This window comes from Methylobacterium sp. 142-1Y (genome assembly GCF_057747795.1).
On the sequence record NZ_CM173224.1, the window covers coordinates 2863429 to 2880315 of the forward strand.

The window sequence follows — 16887 nt, forward strand, 5'->3', positions numbered from 1 at the left end:
CACCTTCCCGATGATGCGGACCCTCTTCCTCCAGGCCCCCACCTTCGACGGCTTCGACGGCGGCGCCGGCTCGCGCTACCAGGCCAAGCGCGAGATCAAGTCGTTCTGGTACCCGACCTGGCTCGCCCAGCCCGCCGCGCTCGTGCCGAACTCCAAGCTGATCGACGCGCCGCCGCACGACATCAAGCTGCCGGAGATCGTGGCCCAGGCCAACGACTTCGACCTCGTGGTGCTGCACACCTCGGTGCCGTCCTTCAAGTCGGACGTGAAGACGATCGAGGCGCTGAAGGCCAAGAACCCGAAGCTGATCGCCGGCCTGATCGGCGCCAAGGTCGCGGTCGATGCCGCCGGCTCGATGGCCCAGGCCCCTTCGGTCGATTTCTGCGCCCGCAACGAGTTCGACTTCACCGTCAAGGAGGTCGCCGAGGGCGTGCCGATGGCGGAGATCAAGGGTCTCTCCTACCGCAACGCCGACGGTGTCGTGGTCCACAATCCGGACCGCGAGATCATGACCGACATGGACCAGCTGCCGTTCGTGACCTCGGTCTACAAGCGCGACCTGCAGATGGAGAAGTACTTCATCGGCTATCTCAAGCACCCCTACATCTCGTTCTATTCGGGCCGGGGCTGCAAGTCGCGCTGCACCTTCTGCCTGTGGCCGCAGACGGTCGGCGGCCACACCTACCGCACCCGCTCGGTCGCTCACGTGATCGAGGAGATCAAGTACTGCCTGAAGGAATTCCCGCAGACCAAGGAGTTCTTCTTCGACGACGACACCTTCACGGACAATCTTCCGCGCGCGGAAGAGATCGCCCGCGAGCTCGGCAAGCTCGGCGTGACCTGGTCGTGCAACGCCAAGGCCAACGTGCCGCGCGAGACCCTGAAGGTCCTGAAGGAGAACGGCCTGCGCCTGCTGCTGGTCGGCTACGAGTCGGGCAACCAGCAGATCCTGCACAACATCAAGAAGGGCATGCGGGTCGAGGTCGCGGAGAAGTTCACCCAGGATTGCCACGACCTCGGCATCGCGATCCACGGCACCTTCATCCTCGGCCTGCCGGGCGAGACCAAGGAGACGATCCAGGAGACGATCGCCTTCGCCAAGCGGATCAACCCGCACACCATCCAGGTCTCGCTCGCAGCACCCTATCCGGGCACCTTCCTGTACAAGCAGGCGGTGGAGAACGGCTGGCTCGACAAGGACAACGCCGAGCTCGTCGACGAGAACGGCGTGCAGATCGCGCCGCTGCACTATCCCCACCTGTCCCACACCGAGATCTTCAACTCGGTGGAGGAGTTCTACAAGAAGTTCTACTTCCGCGCCCCGAAGATCGCCTCGATCGTCAGCGAGATGGTGCGCTCGCCCGACATGATGAAGCGCCGCCTGCGCGAGGGCGTCGAGTTCTGGCACTTCCTGCGCGAGCGCCAGGGCGTGTCCAAGAAGGCGGCGTAAGCCCCGCAACCGACCGTCCCGCCTGATGGCGGGTGCGAGCCTCCCCGTCCCGCCGGACGGGGAGGCTCTTTCACGTCGAGAGACCGAGCCCATGCCCAAGCCCGCCAAGCGCCTCGTCGTCACCTCCGACGATTTCGGCCTCTCGACCCAGGTGAACGAGGCGGTGGAGCGGGCCCACCGCGACGGCATCCTCACCGCCGCGAGCCTGATGGTGTCGGCGCCCGGCGCCGCGGATGCGGTGGCGCGTGCCCGCGCGATGCCGTCGCTGCGGGTGGGCCTGCACCTCGTGATGGTCGAGGCCTGGCCGACCCTGCCGGCTGCCGACCTGCCCGATCTCGTGGACGCCGCCGGGCTGATACGGGCCGACCAGGGGCGGCTCGGGCTCGATCTGGCGCTGAAACGGAGCGCCCGCCACCAGCTCGCCGCCGAGATCCGGGCGCAGTTCGAGGCGTTTCGCGCGACCGGGCTGCCCCTCGACCACGTCAACGCGCACAAGCACTTCCACATCCACCCGATCATCGCCGGAATGGTTTTGGCGATCGGACGCGATTACGGGATGCGGGCGATCCGGGTGCCGCGGGAATCGCGCGAGGCCTTGCGCCGCGCCGAGCCCGGCGCCGATCCGGGCCTCGCCCTCGACACGGCGCCCTGGGCGGCCCTGCTGCGTTCCCGGGCCCGGCGCGCCGGTCTGCTCACCCCCGACGGCGTGCTCGGCCTCGCCTGGTCGGGCGCCATGAATCCGGCCAGGGTCGAGGGCCTGCTGCGCCACCTGCCGGACGGGCTGACCGAGCTCTACCTGCACCCCGCCACCGCGGGCGGCTTCCCGGGCGAGGCCCCGGGCTACGCCTATGCCGACGAACTCGCCGCCCTGACGGCGCCGGCGAGCCGGGCGGCGCTCGCGGCCTCGGGTGCGGCGACGGGCGGCTTCTCGGATTTCGCTCGCTGAAGCGCGTAGGCATCGGCTAACGGTGGGGGAGGGCCGGGCACGCGGCCTCCGTCCCGGGAGCCCGACATGCGCCGACTGACGACCTTGATCCGAGGCCTGCGCCGCGCGGGCGGCGGAGCCTCCCTCATCCTCGCCCTCGGCGCGCCAGCGCAGGCGGCGGAGATCACGCTGCTGACCACGGGGGCGTACAAGCCCGTCGCGGCGGTTCTGGTGCCGCGTTTCGAGCAGCGCACCGGCCACAAGGTCACGATGCGCAACGACACTGCCGGAGCGATCGCGCAGGCGATCCGCGGCGGCGCCCGGGCCGACCTCGTCATTCTGACGCTGGATGTCCTCTCCGACTTGATCCGCGAGGCCCGCCTCGCCGGCGCGCCGCCGGTGCCGCTCGCCAAGGTCGGGATCGGTGTCGCGGTCCGGGACGGGGCGCCGCTGCCGGACATCGCCACCCCGGCGGCTTTCCGCGAGGCGCTGCTGCGGGCGCGGGCCGTCGCCATGGTGGATCCGGCCTCCGGCGGATCGAGCGGGATCTACCTCGCGGGGCTCTTCGAGCGCCTCGGCATCGCGGACCGGATGAAGGACAAGCTCGTGCTGGTGCGCGGCGGCCTCGCGGCGTCGCGCCTCGTCTCGGGTGAGGCCGACCTCGCGCTGCAGCAGACGAGCGAGCTGCTGGCCGTCGCCGGCACACGCCTCGTCGGCCCGCTTCCGGCGGAGGTGCAGAACGTCACGACCTATGCGGGCAAGATCCCGGCGGGGGCCGAACAGGCTGAGGCCGCATCGGCGCTCCTGCGCGACCTTGCCGGCCCCGATGCCGCGCCGATCCTGGAGGAGAAGGGGATGGCGCCGCCGGGACGATGAGGCGGGGTGATGCGGTCGGCCAGGGGCCCGTCCGGCTCGTTCTGGAAAAAAGCACCATCCGCTTCGTCGGCCCAGGTTCGTTGCCGGTCCCGCCTCCCCGGTGGGGGCGACACCGCGAGCGCCCATTCACGATGAAAGGACGCGGCTCGCGCCACGCCCCCTTTCCCACCTGTGCCGAGGCTCAGAACCGGTAGGTGAAGGTCCCCTTCACCGCGTGGTCCTCGGCCCGCGAACCCACCTGGCCGGTATACGACACCCCGATCGTCGCCGCCCGCGACACCCGCAGATCCATCCCCGCCGAGGCCACCAGCGCGTCCCGGGTGATCGGGATCCCCGCCGTCACGAAGCTCGGGCCCGTCCCGAAGGCCAGCAACGCCGTCGGGATCACGTCCCCGAAGGCGCGCCGGTAGCCCACCAGCCCGTGCAGCGACACCGGGGCGCCGAAGCCCAGATCGACCTCCGTCTGCCCGCGCACGCCCGCCGTCAGCGTCGGGATCTCCGACAACCGCGAGGCGCCGCTCAGGGCCGCGACGCCACCCGTCTCGGCGAACCGGTCGCGATCGATGCCGACATAGGCCCCGCCCACGAACGGCTCGAGATACGAGCCCGGCGAGGCCTTGCCGAGCACGCCTGCTCCAAGCGCGATCCGGTAGCCGATCTCGCCGAAGCCCTGCACCGTCGAACCGCCGTAGCGGGCGCTCTCGGTCTCCGAGACACCGGGGAAGACCACGCTGCGGCGCAGGCGCAGGCTGTTGTCGGCATACACCGCGCCGAGCCGCAGGGCGAAGGGGCCGGCCTCGGTGCCGCCATAGACGCCGCCGAACCCGCTCTCGATCGTCCCGCTCGCCGTCTGGCCGGGCGCGTCGAGGGTGGTGCGGGTGTAGCCGCCGGCCACACCGAGCGTGATGCCGCTCTCCAGCCGCAGATCGGCGCCGAGCACGAAGCCGGCGGTGTCGCGGTCGAGGGTGACGGCGTTGCCATCGCTGCGGGCCTGGCCGAAGCTGCCGAAGCCCTGGCCCCACAGGCCGAACACGCGGGGATCGAGCACCCGCACCGGCACCGGGGCGACCGGGGCGGCGCGGCCGGGCAGGTCGGCGGTGTAGGTGGCGGGCAGGCTGCCGTAGTCGCGGTTGGCCTCGCCCGACCAGCGCAGCCGGTCGAGGATCGCCTCGCGGACGAAGAAGGCGGTCTCGTATGCGGCCGAGACCGAGCTGGCATGGATGTCGCCGGTGAGCGCCTGGAAGGCGGTGACGGCCTCCGGCGTGGTGAGGCCGACGGTCCGGTTGTAGAGGCCCGCGCCCGACCCGGCACCCTGGACGGCGTTGGCGACCGCCGCCTGGTTGCGGGACTGGGCGATGGTGGCGAAGGCGACGTCGTTGCGGGTGAGAGTGAGGTCGACTTCCGCCGGCTGGTAGCGGAGCGTCGGGGTGAGGAAGGCGAGGTTGGAGGAGACACCCGCGAAGGTGCCGGTGACGCCGCCGTTGGCCGACAGGATGGTGTAGCCGGTGCGGGGGTTGTAGCTGCCGTTTTGCGCCAGCACCTGGACGGTGCCGCCCTGGAGGGTTGCGGCGCCGGTGACGGCGAGGCGGTCGGACTGGCCGCTCGCATTGGCCTCGACCTGGAGCGTGGAGCCGGGTGCGAAGGCGGCGTTGCCGGCGACCGACAGGGTGCCGATGGAGTTGCCGGGGGCGACCGTGGCGCCGGATTGCGCCACGATCCCACCGACCGTGCCGGTGCCGCCGAGCAGGCCGCCGGCGCCGACCGTGACCTGGCCGGTGATGGAGCCGTTGGCGAAGAGTGCGCCGGTATTCCCGATGGCGACGTCGGTGGTCAGCCGGTCGGTGGCGGTCATCTGCAGGGTGCCGATGACGTTGCCGAAATAGCCGGCGGCCGAATACAGGTCGACGCGGCTCCAGTAGCTGAGCGGCGTGCCGTAGAGGGCGGTGAGCGCGGGCGACTCAGTGTTGACGACGATCTGGTTGATCGTGTCCGTGGCCAGCGTGCCGGAGAGCCCGCCATTCGGGGCGATCCGCTGGGCCGCCGCGGAGCTGCCGCCGTAGATCGGGGCGAGCAGGATCGAGGCATCGGGCCCGCCCGCGGGGGCCGTTTCGCGCGGTCCTTGAGCGAAGCTCAGGGTCGGCAGGCCGAAGCTCTGGCGCTGCTGGTAGAGGGCCTGGTTCGCCGCCGACGGCAGGTAGGGGTTGTTCGCGGCGACCCCCGCGCAGGCCGCCACCGAGGCGCCGCACTGGGCCGCGAGATAGATCTGCATCTGGCTCGAAGCCTGGTTGTACAGGCTCGGCAGGTCGATGGCGGTGCCGGTGGTCGCGGCGTTGTTGATGTAGAGCGGGTTGGTGAGACCTTGCGCCAGGTCGTAGGTCGCCAGCGCCCGGCCGCCGATGATGTCGAGCGGGTAGTGCACCCCGAGCACGATGCGGCTCTCGCCGTATTCGGAGGCCCGCATCAGCATGGACTGGTAGGCCTGCGGCGTGGTCATCGCCAGCAGGATGCCGTCGGTGAAGGCGTAGGTGGTGTGGCCGCTCGGGAAGGACGGGTTGGTACTGATGCCGTTCAGCGCCGTCGGGTCGAAGATATTGTAGCGGCCCTGCGCGACCTGGATCGGGCGCGACGAGCCGTAGACGTCCTGGCCTGCTTGCGTGTTGGTCACGCCGTAGGCCAAGTCGTAGACGCTGTCGCGGGTATTGGGCAGGCCGTTGAAGGTCGGCACGCTGTAGCCGGCCGGCGCGACGGCCGGGACCGGCACGTAGTTCGGCGGCGTCGTGCTCGGGTTGGTGGCCGCACCGTTGGCGAAGTAGTTCTTGGCGACGCCGAGATCGTTGCCGGTGAAGCCGTAGGCGCGCGCGAGCAGGTTCACCACGCTGCCGAGGGGGCCGTTCGTCCCCGCGGCGGTGCCGGCGACGTAGATCGGGCCGAGCACCGGGCCGAGGCCGCCGACCGGCTGCTGCGGCACGATGCCGTTGACGACGGTCTGGGCCGGCAGGCCGCCGGCCAGGTTGGCGCCGGCGCCGTAGGTGCCGAGGCCCGCCGACGACAGGGTGTTGGTGGCCGAGCCGAGCAGGTTCTTGTCGCTGATCGCGAGCTGCTGCTGCCGCAAGGTCGCGGTGTTGTTGGTGAAGACGGCCCGGTCGAGGTTCGCTTGCAGCGTCGCCCGGCCGGTCGCCGTGGCGTTCAGGCTCAGGAACGGGCTGAGCAGGTTCAGCACGTTGGCGCCGGTCGGCGCGATGGTGGCGGTCTGGGCACTGGCGCCCTCGGCCGAGAGCGCGGCCGCGGCGAGCGCGATGAGCGAGACGCTGTATCTGAAGAGCATGGCGCGAGATCCCCCAGGCGGCCGGCCGTCCGGCTCCCCCGCCCGTGCCGCACGCTTAAGAAATCGCTACGCTTCGCGCATATTCATAATCTCGTCACAATTTAAATTGCGGGCGTCTGTTGTCGCGACGGCACATTTTGTTTCTTGCTTGTACAAAAGTCATTTCTTGTTGCGCTGTCGGCTAAACGACTTTGCCGGCAACGGTCCCGGGCGCCACGGCCACGGACCCCGCCCGCCGCACCGTCCCGATTTTTAGCTGCGTGCTCCTCCTTGAAACCGCCGCGGCGACCCCGCATGTAAATGTCGTTCACATTCACATCCTGCGGGAGATCGTGACGTGTCGTATTCCTCTGCCCCCTGGTCGAGCGGCCGCGGCTGCCGCAATGGCCCCTTCCCGCGCCGCTCGCTCGAGATCGGCGCGATCGTCATCGGTTTCATCTATGCGTGGCCGTTGGCCGCGGCCTACGTGGTGTGGAAGCTCATGGGTTATCCGGCTCTCAACGAGATGAAGTCCTTCGCCGAGCGCTCCTTCCGCAACGGGTTCTCGGGCTTCTCCGGCTTCAGTGCGGCCCGCCACGACAGCGGCAACTGGGCCTTCGAGGAGTATCGCCGCAAGGAGATCGAGCGCCTCGAAGAGGAGCGCCGCCGCCTCGAGGAGGAGAGCCGGGCCTTCACCGAGTTCGTGGACGAGCTGAAGCGCGCCCGCGACCGCGAGCAGTTCGACGCCTTCATGGCCCGCCGCCGCGCCGGCTCGAACTACTGAGCCTCGAACGGCCGAACGAGGGGGCGCCGCGGCCTGGATGACGGGTCGGCGGCGCCCTCGGAGAAGATCGACCGAAAAGATGACGGGCCGCAGCGCGCTCCAGGCTTCGATCCTGGAGCGCGCTGCGGCCTTTTGCATGGGCGACGTTGCCCCGATCGTTCATGGCCTCCCTCGGATTGGCGGCGAAGGTCGCCTGCCTGGGGCCGCGGCAGGAGAGGGCGGTCCTGCCGGACGAGGCGGTGCCGGGATGAGCTTCTCGAGACGTCGGATCGATTCGCACCCGTCGCCCGGCGCCGGTCGTGCCGCGGCTTCCGGATTCCAGGCGGCGAGAAGGCGCGGCGGCTCGGCCGGGACGCAAGCGTGCCTTTCCGCCCACGATGCACGCTCAATCGAACCGGAGCGGTAGAATTCGCTTGAGCCGGCGACGCGTTCGCAGGAATGGAACGCAGTAAGTTGCGCACGTCCGTTCCGGTCGCTTTGCGTCGAGGCGGGCCGTTCCGGCCCGCACGCTCGGCCTGCCGCAGCGGAGGAGTCCGTTCGTATGGGTGGGATTTAGGAATTTATAGCTATGATGCGGCAGCCTCGGCGCTTAACCGGATCTTGAATGTCGGCCCCGAGTCTAACAGACTTGCGTGCGTCGGACAGGGCGGAGACAGACATGGGAACGGGACGCTGCCGTCTGCGGCTATGCACGACCGTCCTGTCCGTATCCGTCCTGCGGGTTCGCCTCGCCCGGAGCCTCGCCTAGGGCATGGCGATCCTTCGCTCGATCCGCAGGATCTTCGCCGCCGGCCCGCCGGCCCGCCGGCCCGGGACCCGGCGCTCGCCGGCCGTCTGATGCGGATGATCTTCGGCTGCTACATCGTGGTGGCCGTCGGCCTCACGGCCGTGCAGATGCTCGTGGCCTACCGGGCGGCGAGCCAGCGCCTGCAGGACGACGTGGCGGCGCTCCAGCGCACCTTCAGCCCCGGTATCGAGGACGCGATGTGGCGCTACAACGCCGAGGTGCTGCGGGGCATCCTGGCGGGCATGAAGGAGATCCCGGCGGTGGTGGGCGTCGAGGTCCGCGACGAGGCCGGCCGGCGGGTCCAGGCCACCGGCACCTTCACCGACGAAGCCGGCAAGATCCGGCATATCGGCCGCAACGACGAGATGCCGGCGACACGCAGCTTCGGCACCCCGTTCAGCCGCACCTTCCCGGTCGTGCATACCGACGAGAACGGCCGCCTCTATCCGATCGGATCCTGGACCGTCCATTCCGACGACAGCATCGCGATCGACCAGGTCAAGAACACGCTCTACGTGATCCTGATCAACTCGGCGATCAAGTCGCTGATGTTGTGGTTCATCTTCTATCTGGTCATCCGCACCATGGTGGGCCGGCCGCTCGACCAGATCCGCTCCTACCTCGCCCGGATCGACGCCGACACCCTGGCGGCGCCGCCGCTCACGATCGAGGCCGGCGGGCGCAACGAGCTGCATGCGCTCGCCAACGCGCTCAACACCATGCGCGACCGGCTGCGGCGCTCCTTCGAGGAGAACGCCGCCCTGATGCGCGACCTGCGCGAGATGAACGCGACGCTGCAGGACCGGATCGCCGAGCGCACCCGCGATCTCGAGGCCCTGGCCCATACCGACCTGCTGACCGGCCTGTTCAACCGGCGCAAGCTCGACGAGGCCCTGGCCGAGGCGGCGGAGCGGGCGGCCTCGAGCGGCGCGCCTTTGTCGCTGGTCCTCGGCGACGTCGACAACTTCAAGTCGGTCAACGACCGGCACGGCCACAAGGTCGGCGATCAGGTGCTGGTCGCCTTCGCGGCGCTCCTGCGCGACGCGGTGCGGCCCGCCGACATCCTCGGCCGCTGGGGCGGCGAGGAGTTCATGCTGCTCTGCCCGGACGCCGACCTCGCGGCGGCCTCGGTGATCGCCGAGCGACTGCGCCTGCGCGTCGAGGCGACGTCCCTGCCGGAGGTCGGCTCCCGTACCTGCTCCTTCGGTGTCGCGACGCTGATCCCCGGCGAGAGTACCGACAGCCTCGTCGCCCGGGCCGACGCCGCGCTCTACCGCTGCAAGCGCAACGGCCGCAACCGCGTCGAGGCGAGTTCCGGGCCGTGGCCGGAGGCCGTGGAGCGCGGGGCGGCCTGACGCCCCCGCGCGGCTCGTCCGTTCAACGCTGCCCGTCCCACTTCCCGATCGCGTCCTTCGTCAGCCCGCCGACCCGGGCATGCGGGCGCCCGCCGGTGGTCATCGCCAGCGCGAACAGGATCTCGTCGGCGCGCGGACCGTCCGCCACCGCCACGGTGACGCCGTCGAAATGCGAGCGGACATAGGCCGCGTCCTTGTGGTGGATCGGCACGTCGAGGGAGGCGCCCATCGGCCCGACCTTGGTCATCGACGGGACGATGGCGAGCGCCTGGCCCAGCAATTCGCGCATCGCGTAGCCGCCGGGCACATGCCACAAAGCCCCGTGCTCCAGCTCGCCGGACGCTCCCACCAGCGAGCCCTTGCCGTAGGCCTCGATCCGGCCGGGATCGCCGCCGAGCGCGTCGAGGAGCTTGCGGGCGCATTCGACGCCGAGCGGCTTCAACGCCTCCATCATCGGGGTGATCTCGGGCTCGTAGCGCCCGGCGAAGGGGTTCTTCACCAGGCAGGCGACGGCGCCCTTGAGGATGGGGTGGGCGAGGGCGGGGCCGCCGTCGTGGCAGACCTCCTCGACGGTGACGACGATCTTGCGGACCTCGATCATGGGCGGATCTCCCTTCTGTCCTCGAGAATGACGGAGCGGCCCTGGAGCATCAGGGCGGCGGAGCGGATCAGGCCGGCGGCGCGCATCGATGACGCTCGCTGCAGGCCGGCCGCGAGGGCGTCGTCGATCTCTCGTCCCGAGAGCGCCGGCACCGCAACGGTGACGAGGCGGGAGCCCAGATCGGAATCCGGGTCGAGATCGGTGGCGGGGACGCGCCGGACACCCGGATGACCGGGCAGGTCGACCGCGTTGGCGATCAGCGTCGCGGCGGCGTCGGCGCCGGCGGCGTCGCGGGCGAGCACCGTCACCGAATCGGCGAGCCCGAGGGAGAAGGAACGGCCCTGCCGCCCGGAGGTGGCGATGCCGCCGATGCCGTCTTCGTAGCGCAAGGTGACCCGGCCGTTCATCGCCGGCACCGGGCCGCGGGAGAAATCCGCCGCCACGCCCACCGCCAGGGTCTCGCCCTCGGTGAGGTGCAGCGCGATGTCGCCGCCATCGTTGACGAAGGCCTTGTCGAGGGGAGCGGCCTTGCACATCGCCGCCAGGATCTCGTCGGCCACCGCGCCGGCCACCGCGGCCATGGGCGTGACGAACGCCTTGTGCGGCCGGCACGCGGCGACCATCCGGCGGGCGATTCGACCCTCGACCCGGGGGTGCTCGCTCATGCCTTTGCGCAATTCCGGCAATTCGCCGACCAGCTCGCCCAGGACCGTCGCGAAGCGGGCGATGGCCGCATGGTGCGCCTCGGCGACCGCGGCGTCCACCCCGTAGGCGCGCAGCACCAGATCGATCGGGCCGTGCTGGAGGTGCAGCCGCCCATCCGCCAGGACCTGGTGCGCCGGGCCGTCCATCGCTCAGCCGAGCCGGGCAAGCAGGCGGGTCAGCTCGGCGGCCTCCGTGGCGGAGAGGGGCGCGAGCGTGCGGGCCGTCACCTCGGCGCCGCGGCTCTTCATCGCCTCGATCACCCCGATCCCCTCCGCGGTCAGGGTCAGCAGCACCAGCCGGGCATCGGATTCGTCGGAGGTCGGCCGCACCAGGCCGCGGGTGGTGAGGCGGCGGGCGACGCCGAACATCGTCGCCGGATCGACGCCGACGAGGCGCCCGACCTGGTTCTGCGAGGTCGCTCCGAGATCGTGCAGCTTGCACATCACGGCGTACTGCACCGGCGTGACGGAAAAGTCCCGCATCACCGTCTCGAAGATCGCCGAGGCGCGCTGATGCGCCCGGCGGATCAGGTAGCCGATCTGATCCTCGACCCTGTAGGTGCGGATCGCCTCGGGGTCGATCTCCGGATCGGGCAAGGATGCGGGCAAGGATGCGGGCAAGGGCGCGGCGCTCGCGCGAGGCGCGCTCATGCGACCGCCCCGGCGGGCCAGGGATGATCGGGATTCCAGCCGTCGATCCGGGCGGCCGGCCCGACCTCGCGCAGGACGTCCGTCATCGCCACCACGTCGCCGTCGTGCCCCCCCAAGCGGGCATAGAGATCGCGCGGCAGGGTGAATTCGATCGGAGCCACGATCGCCGGGGTCGGCACGGAGCCGAAGGCGTTCTTCGGCAGCCGGGTCACGTCGGCCATCACCGTGATGCCGCCGCCGGGCCAGACCGTGACCGGCGCGCCGCCCATCGTCACCCGGGTCTCGCCGGCGGCGACCGAGCGGGTGAGCAGCACCGGGTTCTCGGTGACCCCGGCCCGCAGGGAACCGCCGGCCCCGGCCATGAACAGCACGGTGCAGAGCGAGGGCTCGCAATTCTCGCCGATGCGGTCGACCACGGCCTGCACCGGGGCCGGCATCTCGGCCGGCACGGGCTTCAGGTCGTCGTCGAGGACGAGCCAGAGGGCGTGTTCCCCAGTGGTCGAGGTCATGAGGAGGCGCAGGCCCGGCCAGGCGGTGGCGGGATCGATCGCCTGGATGATGCCGAGGGGGTCGGCGATGTCGGTGCCGCCCCAGCCGATGCCGGGATTGGCGACCTGGAAGTAGCGTCCCGGCGTCGAGCGCCGGCCCTTCACCCGGATGCCGGCCGGGCGCATGCCCAGCACCTTGCCGGCCTGGTGCTCGGTGAGCACGCCGGTGATGTGGTCGTCGACGACGATCACCTCGTCGGCGTGTCCCAGCCATTGCTTCGCGAAGATGCCGACCGTCGCCGAGCCGCAGCCGACGCGCATGCGCTGTTCCGGCACCCCGTCGACGATCGGCGCGTGACCGGCCTGGACCACGACCTCGTGGCCGTTCTCGATCGTCATCGTCACGGGCTCGCCCGCGCACAGGCGGAGCAGCGTGTCGCAGGTGACGGTGCCCTCCTTCTTCGAGCCGCCGGTGAGGTGGCGCACGCCGCCGACCGACAGCATCTGCGAGCCGTATTCGGCGGTGGTGACGTGGCCGACCTCCTCGCCGTTGACCCGGATGGCGGCGCGCTCAGGGCCGAGATGGCGGTCGGTGTCGATCTTCACCTTCACGCCGCAATAGCTGAAGATGCCCTCGGTCACGACCGTGACGGTCTCGACGCCCGCGTGCTCGCTCGCCACGATGAAGGGAGCGGGCTTGTAGTCCGGATAGGTGGTGCCGGCGCCGATGCCGGTGACGAAGGTGCGCGAAGGATCGAGCACCCGCCCGTCCCATTCCGCCGCCCCGAACGGCACCAGCTTCCGGCCGGATTCCGCCGCGTCGTGCAGCAGCACGACCGGGTCGGTGCGCACGAGGTGGCCGTCCTCGTTGGCGTAGCGCGAGCAGGCGCCGGAGCGGCCGGGCCGGATCCGGCACAGGACCGGGCAGGCATCGCAGCGCACGATGCCGTCGGCCTCCTGCGCGCCGAATTTCTTGGAGCGGGCTTCCGTGGAGAGGCTGTCGGCGCTCATGATCGGCTCTCCCTCGGGTCGTTCGCCGCGTCGTCACGGTAATAGCCCCGGCGCAGGTCGCGGGCGACGAGGGCGGGGTCGCGGGTCTCAGGATTGCCGTAGCCGCCGCCGCCCGGGGTCATCACCTCGACCCGGTCGCCGGCCTTGATGGCGATGTTCTGGTCCTTCGACAGGTGGAGCGGGACGATCGTCTCCCCGTCGCGGTGGATCCGCACCACGTTCGGCGCCCCGTCCCCGCCGCCGAGCACCCCCGGCGGGCCGAAGCGGCCGTGATCCATCACGAAGGAGGCCCGGGCCTCGCCGCGCAGCAATTCCACCTCGTAATGCACGCCGAAGCCGCCCCGATGGGCGCCGGCTCCGCCGGAACCCTCGCGCAGCGCGAAGCGGCGGAAGAGGACGGGGTAGTATTGCTCCATCACCTCGACCGGGGCGGTCTTCGAGATGCCGATGGTCGAGCAGCCGTTCGACAGCCCGTCATGGGCGGCGTTGCCGCCATAGCCGCCGCCGGTGATCTGGTACATCACGTAAGGCGCGTTCTTCGCCGGATCGAAGCCGCCGAGCGCGAAATTGCCCGAGGTGCCGGCCGGCGCCGCCGTCACCTTGCCGGGAATGGCCTGGACGAGGGCCAGGAACACGGCCTCGGCGATACGCTGGCTGACTTCCGCGGCGCAGCCCGAGACGGGCCGCGGGTAGCGCGCATCGAGGAAGGTGCCCTCCGGCCGATGGATCGTCAGCGGCTCGAAGGTGCCGGCATTGATCGGCACGTCCGGGAAGACGTGCTTCACCGCGAGGTAGACCGACGAATAGGTCGTCGCCACCACCGAGTTCATCGGGCCGCGGCAGGGCGGTGACGAGCCCGAGAAGTCGAAGGTGAGGCCGTCGCCGGCCTTGGTCAGGTTGAGGGCGATGCGCAGGGGCTCGTTCACCACGCCGTCGGAATCGACGAAGGCCTCGGACGTGTAGGTCCCGTCCGGGATCTGGCGGATCTCGGCCCGCATCCGCTCGGCCGAGCGGGCGCGGATCTCCTTGATCGCCGCGTCGAGCGTGTCGGGGCCGTATTTCTTGAGCAGGTCGGTGAGCCGGCTCTCGCCGACCATCAGGGCTGCCGCTTGCGCCTTGATGTCGCCGATGCGCTGGTCGGCGACGCGGATGTTGGAGGCGATGATGGAAAAGATCTCCTGGTCCATCGTGCCGCGCTTGAACAGCTTGACCGGCGGCAGGCGCAATCCCTCCTGCTCGACCTCCGTCGCATGGGCCGAGAAGCCGCCCGGCACCATGCCGCCGATATCGGGCCAGTGGCCGGTATTCTGGAGCCAGCAGAACAGTTTTTCTTCGACGAAGACCGGCTTGACGAACCGCACGTCCATCAGGTGCGTGCCGCCGAGATAGGGATCGTTGACGATGTAGATGTCGCCGGGCTCCGGCGCTCCGACCCGGCCCTCGCGGATCAGCCGGATCAGCTCCCCGGTCGAATACTGCATCGTGCCGACGAAGACCGGCAACCCGTACTCGCCCTGCGAGATCAGCGCGCCGGTGTCGCGGTCGTAGATCCCGTCCGAGCGGTCGTCGGCCTCGGCGATCACCGGGGAGAAGGCCGAGCGCGAGAAGGCGATGTCCATCTCGTTGCAGACCTGCTGCAACCCGGCCTGGATCACCGCCAGGGTGAGGGCATCGAGACTGCTCATACCCGGATCCTCACATTGCCGATGGCATCGACCCGCGCCGTGGCGCCGGGCTCGATCACGGTCGTGGCGTCGATCTGCTGGATGACGGCCGGCCCGACGATCTCGGCGCCGAGCGGCAGGGCCTCGCGGGTGTAGATCGCGGCCTCGTGCCAGGCGCCGCCGGCATAGACCGGGCGGGTGCCCAGGCGGGCACCCGCCAGATCGGTACGACCCGCCTCGTCGATCAATGCCGCGAGCGGGAAGGGCTTTCGCCGTCCGATCACCGAGGTGACGAGGTTGACCAGAACCGCCCGGATCTCCGGCAGCCGGACCTGGAAGCGGCGGAAATACGCCGCCTCGAACAACTCCTGGAGCGTCGCGCGGTCGATCTCCGGGGAGGGCAGGGCGACGCGGATCAGGTGGGTCTGGCCGCGGAACTGCATGTCGGCCCCGTAGGTGACCGTGGTCTCCTCTATCTCGGCCTGCTCCTCGGCCACCATCGCGAGGGCCTCCGCCGCCTGCTCCTCGAGGACTGCGCGAAGATCCGCCATGTCGAGCCCGTCGAGGGGCCGGTTGAGGGTGCGGACCCGGTCCTGGCGTAAGTCGGCGACGAGGCAGCCGAGCGCGTTGGTGAGGCCGGGCCGGGCCGGCACCAGCACTTCCGGGATGCCGAGTTCCCGGGCGAGCGCCACGGCGTGGAGCGGACCGGCGCCGCCGAAGGCGAAGAGCACGAAGTCGCGCGGGTCGTAGCCGCGCGACAGGGACACCATGCGGATGGCGCCGCTCATATGGACGTTGCCCAGGCGGATCACCGCCTCCGCCGCTTCCTCGACGCTCATCCCGAGGGGCCCGGCGAGGTCGCGGGCGAAGGCCTCGCGGATCGTCTCGATCGAGACTCCCGCCCGCACGGCGGTGAGCCGGGCCGGATCGAGGCGGCCGAGGACCAGGTTGGCGTCGGTGATGGTCGGCCGGGTGCCGCCGCGGCCGTAGCCGATCGGGCCCGGCTCGGAGCCGGCGCTCTCGGGGCCGACCTGCAGCATCCCGGCCCGGTTGACGGAGGCGATCGAGCCGCCGCCGGCCCCGACGGTGTGCACGTCGACCATCGGCAGGTGGATCGGCAGGCCGTAATCGATGGTGAGTTCGGCCGAAACCTCCGGGACGCCGCCGGCGATCAGCGCCACGTCGGTCGAGGTCCCGCCCATGTCGTAGGTGATGGCGTTCGTGAGCCCCGACTGGGCGAGGGTGGCCGCCGCCGCCATCACCCCGGAGGCCGGGCCCGACATCACGGTCTTGGCCGCCGCCTCGACGACGAGCCCCGCCGGCACGGTGCCGCCATTGCCGTTCATCACCAGCAGGTCGCGGGAAAAGCCCTGGGCGCGCAGGTCGTCCTGGAGCCGGCGGATGTAGCGGTCGAGGATCGGCTGCACCGCGGCGTTGACCGAGGCGGTGGTGCCGCGCTCGTATTCGCGGAACTCCGACAGCAGCGCGTGGCCCAGCGTGATGTAGGCGTTCGGCCAGATCTCCCGGGCGATGGCGCCGGCGCGCAGCTCGTGGTCCGGATTCGCGTAGGCGTGCAGGAAGTGGATCACCAGGGCCTCGCAGCCCTCTGCCAGCAGGGCGCGCACGGCCTCGGCCACCGCCGCTTCGTCGAGGGGGGTACGGACCGCGCCGTCCGCCATGATCCGCTCCGGCACCTCGCGGCGCCACTCGCGCGGGATCAGCGGCTCGAAGGTGCCGAACAATCCGTAGGGCTTGGGCCGGGTGCGGCGCCCGAGCTCGAGGACATCGCGAAAGCCTTCCGTGGTGATGAGGCCGACCTTGGCGGTCTTGCGCTCCAGCACCGCGTTGGTGGTCGCGGTGGTGCCGTGGATGACGAGGTCGAGGGTGCTCGGCGCCACCTCGGCGGCGTGAATGGCCGCCAGCACGCCCTCGGCCTGGTTGCGGATCGTCGTCGGCACCTTGGCGAGGCGCACGCGCACGCCGGACTTGTCCGCCTCCGTCAGGAGAAGGTCGGTGAAGGTGCCGCCGACATCGATGCCTGCCACGCGTCTCACGTCACACCTCGATCATTCGCCTACGAACGGTTTCGTTGGGTGGCCGGCGTGGGCCGGCGCTGTGTCGATGCACTACCCTTTGAAAGTAGCGCGCCTCTCCTCCCCCTTGTGGGGAGGAGCTGGAGGTGGGGGTGGTGCCGGATAAAGCGCTGCGCTCTACGCGGCACCACCCCCACGCGGGATCTTCGATCCCCATAGCCCCTCCCCACAAGGGGGAGGGGAAAGCGCCCGCA

The 16887-nt window shown here is 70.5% G+C and carries 12 protein-coding genes; 5 read left to right on the forward strand and 7 right to left on the reverse strand.

The annotated features are described in order from the left end of the window. Positions 1 to 13: 13 nt before the first annotated feature. The 3 genes from hpnJ to AC3AOF_RS12995 all read left to right on the forward strand — a co-directional run bounded on the left by hpnJ (position 14) and on the right by AC3AOF_RS12995 (position 3251). Positions 14 to 1450 (forward strand): hopanoid biosynthesis associated radical SAM protein HpnJ, encoded by a 1437-nt coding sequence (hpnJ, locus tag AC3AOF_RS12985; protein ID WP_236992806.1) that lies wholly within the window; start codon positions 14 to 16, stop codon positions 1448 to 1450. A gap of 91 nt (positions 1451 to 1541) precedes the next feature. Continuing rightward, positions 1542 to 2396 carry a hopanoid biosynthesis-associated protein HpnK gene (gene hpnK / locus AC3AOF_RS12990; RefSeq protein ID WP_488348744.1) on the forward strand — a complete coding sequence of 285 codons (855 nt, stop codon included), beginning with the start codon at positions 1542 to 1544 and terminating at the stop codon, positions 2394 to 2396. Between the two features lie 66 nt (positions 2397 to 2462). Next, complete coding sequence (locus AC3AOF_RS12995; protein ID WP_236990406.1) at positions 2463 to 3251, forward strand: molybdate ABC transporter substrate-binding protein; 789 nt, start codon at positions 2463 to 2465, stop codon at positions 3249 to 3251. 181 nt (positions 3252 to 3432) lie between these two features. On the opposite strand, the gene AC3AOF_RS13000 is transcribed toward AC3AOF_RS12995, so the two are convergent. Then, positions 3433 to 6576 (reverse strand): autotransporter family protein, encoded by a 3144-nt coding sequence (locus AC3AOF_RS13000; protein WP_488348745.1) that lies wholly within the window; start codon positions 6574 to 6576, stop codon positions 3433 to 3435. Between the two features lie 337 nt (positions 6577 to 6913). On the opposite strand from AC3AOF_RS13000, the gene AC3AOF_RS13005 reads away from it, so the two are divergent. Both AC3AOF_RS13005 and AC3AOF_RS13010 read left to right on the forward strand, forming a co-directional pair. Continuing rightward, positions 6914 to 7339 carry a DUF2852 domain-containing protein gene (locus tag AC3AOF_RS13005; RefSeq protein ID WP_236990404.1) on the forward strand — a complete coding sequence of 142 codons (426 nt, stop codon included), beginning with the start codon at positions 6914 to 6916 and terminating at the stop codon, positions 7337 to 7339. Between the two features lie 837 nt (positions 7340 to 8176). Further along, entirely contained in the window at positions 8177 to 9481 is a 1305-nt protein-coding gene (locus AC3AOF_RS13010) for a GGDEF domain-containing protein (RefSeq protein WP_488348746.1), read from the forward strand. A gap of 22 nt (positions 9482 to 9503) precedes the next feature. Here the strand turns inward: AC3AOF_RS13010 and AC3AOF_RS13015 are convergent, their stop codons facing one another. The 6 genes from AC3AOF_RS13015 to AC3AOF_RS13040 are packed head-to-tail and all read right to left on the reverse strand — an operon-like array spanning position 9504 to position 16654. After that, positions 9504 to 10082, reverse strand: a complete 579-nt coding sequence (locus AC3AOF_RS13015) for an amino acid synthesis family protein (protein WP_488348747.1) — start codon at positions 10080 to 10082, stop codon at positions 9504 to 9506. Then, positions 10079 to 10933, reverse strand: a complete 855-nt coding sequence (locus AC3AOF_RS13020; RefSeq protein WP_488348748.1) for a UPF0280 family protein — start codon at positions 10931 to 10933, stop codon at positions 10079 to 10081. The genes AC3AOF_RS13015 and AC3AOF_RS13020 overlap by 4 nt, the downstream gene beginning before the upstream one ends. 3 nt (positions 10934 to 10936) lie before the next feature. Next, positions 10937 to 11437, reverse strand: a complete 501-nt coding sequence (locus tag AC3AOF_RS13025; protein WP_236990400.1) for a MarR family winged helix-turn-helix transcriptional regulator — start codon at positions 11435 to 11437, stop codon at positions 10937 to 10939. Next, entirely contained in the window at positions 11434 to 12936 is a 1503-nt protein-coding gene (locus AC3AOF_RS13030; RefSeq protein WP_236990399.1) for a 6-hydroxynicotinate reductase, read from the reverse strand. The genes AC3AOF_RS13025 and AC3AOF_RS13030 overlap by 4 nt, the downstream gene beginning before the upstream one ends. Next, positions 12933 to 14621 (reverse strand): hydantoinase B/oxoprolinase family protein, encoded by a 1689-nt coding sequence (locus AC3AOF_RS13035; RefSeq protein WP_488348749.1) that lies wholly within the window; start codon positions 14619 to 14621, stop codon positions 12933 to 12935. The genes AC3AOF_RS13030 and AC3AOF_RS13035 overlap by 4 nt, the downstream gene beginning before the upstream one ends. Further along, on the reverse strand, positions 14618 to 16654 hold the full coding sequence (locus tag AC3AOF_RS13040; RefSeq protein ID WP_488348750.1) for a hydantoinase/oxoprolinase family protein: 2037 nt from the start codon (positions 16652 to 16654) through the stop codon (positions 14618 to 14620). The genes AC3AOF_RS13035 and AC3AOF_RS13040 overlap by 4 nt, the downstream gene beginning before the upstream one ends. Between the last annotated feature and the right edge of the window lie 233 nt (positions 16655 to 16887).